The following is a 2,792-nucleotide window of genomic DNA, read 5'->3' on the forward strand; positions in this document are numbered from 1 at the left end:
CGGTGCGGACGATCGGTTGGTCTGTGCGTTGTGGGTGGTCGTTCTGTGCGCCGTGTGGTGTGACGATCTGTTCAGGGTGCTGGAACGGACTCATGGTGCCCGGATCGACGTTGATGTACGGATCCAGCTTCAGCATGGTGACCTTAAGCCCCCGCGCCTCCAGGATAGCCGCCAATGAAGCCGAGGCAATGCCTTTCCCCAATGAAGAAACAACACCGCCCGTGACGAATATGTAGCGCGTCATGAAAAACCCTAGAAGTCTGCGTTAAAGCGGTACGAGCCGCCGGGGAAAGCGAAGGAAGGCCGAAGCCCCCGATCACCTGCATTAATCACAGTGCACCTTTCAAAAAAACCGCCGCGTTGGGACAGACCGGCAGATGAAACACCGGTACGTTGCTCGCTACACATTTTTTGGAATCGCCCAGCAAAGACTGCTTGGTAATCGGCAACTCCTGCAATTCAGGCGAATCCACAGAAGTTGTATCAAGAAGGGAGCGTAGTCTACCGGAATGCTCCTTTCAGCTCAAACCTTGATCTTCGTCTGTTGGCAGCCAATGCAATTTCCAACCATCCTGCACAGGGCCATCAAGTCCCGGCAGGTTCGCCACCGCGAGCAATTCATCACCGCGAAACAGCAGCGGCAATCTGCCACGGAGGAAGCCCGGCACCGCGCGCTCATTGAGCAGGCGCTTGAGGTCGCGGTGACCGCGATCCGCCAGGTGCATGACTTCTCCGCCCTGACGATAGGCAATGCGCAACGGCCCGCAAGGCGTCTGCCCGCTGAACCTGACCCGCCCATTACCGGCCAAGCGTAGCGCTGACGACGGCGCTTGCCAGTCGGCACCGATCACTGGTGTGCGCAACCAGTTGCCGCTCAGCCACCACACACGACCGGCGCTACGGTGCAAATTGCCATCGGCCAGACGCCAGATTGGCGAGGCATCGTGGCCGGCATCGCACAGATCCGTCCAACCCGACCAATGGTCGGCATCGGGCAGCCGTGTCAACGGTTCAAGCCAATGACTGATCGCGTTTCGTTGACGTGCAACAGACAGCGCGGCCAGCGGCGCCAGTTCCAGCGACGGTAATCGCAGCCATTCGAAATCATGCTCAGTCGCAGCGTGCTTCAGATCAATCTGCGCCAGCTCATCGAGCAGTCCCTGGGCTTCACGCAGGTGCACAGCGCTGCGAGCCATGCTCGCTTGGGCTTGCGGCCAGCGTTCGGTCAGCAATGGCATGACCTGATGCCGCAGGTAGTTACGCGAGAACTGCCGATCCTGGTTTGACGGGTCTTCGATCCAGCGCAATTGATGTGCCTGCGCATACGCTTCCAGTTCGGCGCGAGAGATTTCCAGTAACGGACGAACCAGCGTGCCCTGCCCCAATGGCCGCTGCACCGGCATCCCGGATAATCCGCGCACACCGGCGCCACGTAACAGCCGGAACAGCAGGGTTTCCGCCTGATCATCGCGATGCTGGCCAGTCAGCAAGACATCATTGGCCTGGGTCAGCGAACTGAACACCGCGTACCGCGCATCCCGCGCCGCCCGTTCCAGACTTGCGCCCGGTTGCACCTTCACCCGCTCGATCAGCAGCGGTACGCCCAGCGCTTCGCAGACGGACTGGCAATGTGCCGGCCACGCATCAGCCACAGCCTGAAGGCCGTGATGGATATGAATTGCGCTTAACGGAGGGAGAGATTCGGATTGAGCGAGATGGACAAGCAGATGCAGCAGAACAGTGGAATCGAGGCCACCGGAGAAGGCGATACGCCAATGAGTGGCGTTGCGCCAGGGCTCAAGTTTCAGCAACAGCCGGGAAGGCAAATCACTCTTCGAAGAATTCATAGAGAGGGTCGCTTCTCATGGATCCTGTAGGAGCTGCCGAAGGCTGCGATCTTTTGATCTTGAAAGATCGCAGCCTTCGGCAGCTCCTACAGGGGTATTGCGCTCGACTTAGAGACCGTAGCTCATCAGTCGATCGTAACGGCGCTTCAACAGCGCTTCGTTATCGAACTTCTTCAGCATCGCCAATTGCGAGCTCAGCTCTGCACGGATCGAAGCCGCCGCAGCCGCCGGATCACGGTGAGCGCCGCCCAGAGGCTCGCCAATCACCTTGTCGACAATGCCCAGGCCTTTCAGACGCTCTGCGGTGATGCCCATCGCTTCAGCAGCATCCGGCGCCTTTTCTGCGGTTTTCCACAGAATCGAAGCGCAACCTTCCGGCGAGATCACCGCGTAGGTCGAGTATTGCAGCATGTTCAACTGATCGCAGACGCCGATCGCCAGCGCACCACCGGAACCGCCTTCACCGATAACGGTGGCGATGATCGGGGTCTTCAGACGCGACATCACACGCAGGTTCCAGGCGATCGCTTCGCTCTGGTTGCGCTCTTCAGCGTCGATACCCGGGTAGGCACCCGGGGTGTCGATGAAAGTCAGGATCGGCATTTTGAAGCGCTCGGCCATTTCCATCAGACGGCAAGCCTTGCGGTAGCCTTCCGGACGCGGCATGCCGAAGTTACGACGTACCTTCTCGCGCACTTCACGGCCTTTCTGGTGACCGATGATCATCACCGGCTGGTCTTCCAGACGGGCGATACCGCCAACGATTGCCGCGTCGTCAGAGAAGTGACGGTCGCCGTGCAGTTCGTCGAACTCGGTGAAGATGTGCTGGATGTAGTCCAGGGTATACGGGCGTTTCGGGTGACGCGCTCGCGAGCAGGCTCGCTCTCACAAAGGCAAACAGCAGGCAAAAAAAATCCCCGAACCAGTCGGGGATTTTTTATGTGC

Annotated in this window: 1 protein-coding gene and 2 pseudogenes; all 3 read right to left on the reverse strand. The window is 59.3% G+C overall.

Annotated elements, in window-relative coordinates; genetic code table 11:
• A pseudogene (gene pyrG / locus ACIF4X_RS28970) lies at positions 1–244 on the reverse strand (CTP synthetase); the annotation flags it as partial.
• 274 nt (positions 245–518) lie between these two features.
• Entirely contained in the window at positions 519–1,847 is a 1,329-nt protein-coding gene (tilS, locus tag ACIF4X_RS28975; protein ID WP_397484670.1) for a tRNA lysidine(34) synthetase TilS, read from the reverse strand.
• A 108-nt stretch (positions 1,848–1,955) separates the two neighbouring features.
• Positions 1,956–2,714 (reverse strand): annotated as a pseudogene (locus tag ACIF4X_RS28980) (acetyl-CoA carboxylase carboxyltransferase subunit alpha); the annotation flags it as partial.
• Positions 2,715–2,792: the final 78 nt, after the last annotated feature.

The organism is Pseudomonas sp. NPDC085632 (assembly GCF_044541255.1).
Lineage (GTDB): Bacteria > Pseudomonadota > Gammaproteobacteria > Pseudomonadales > Pseudomonadaceae > Aquipseudomonas.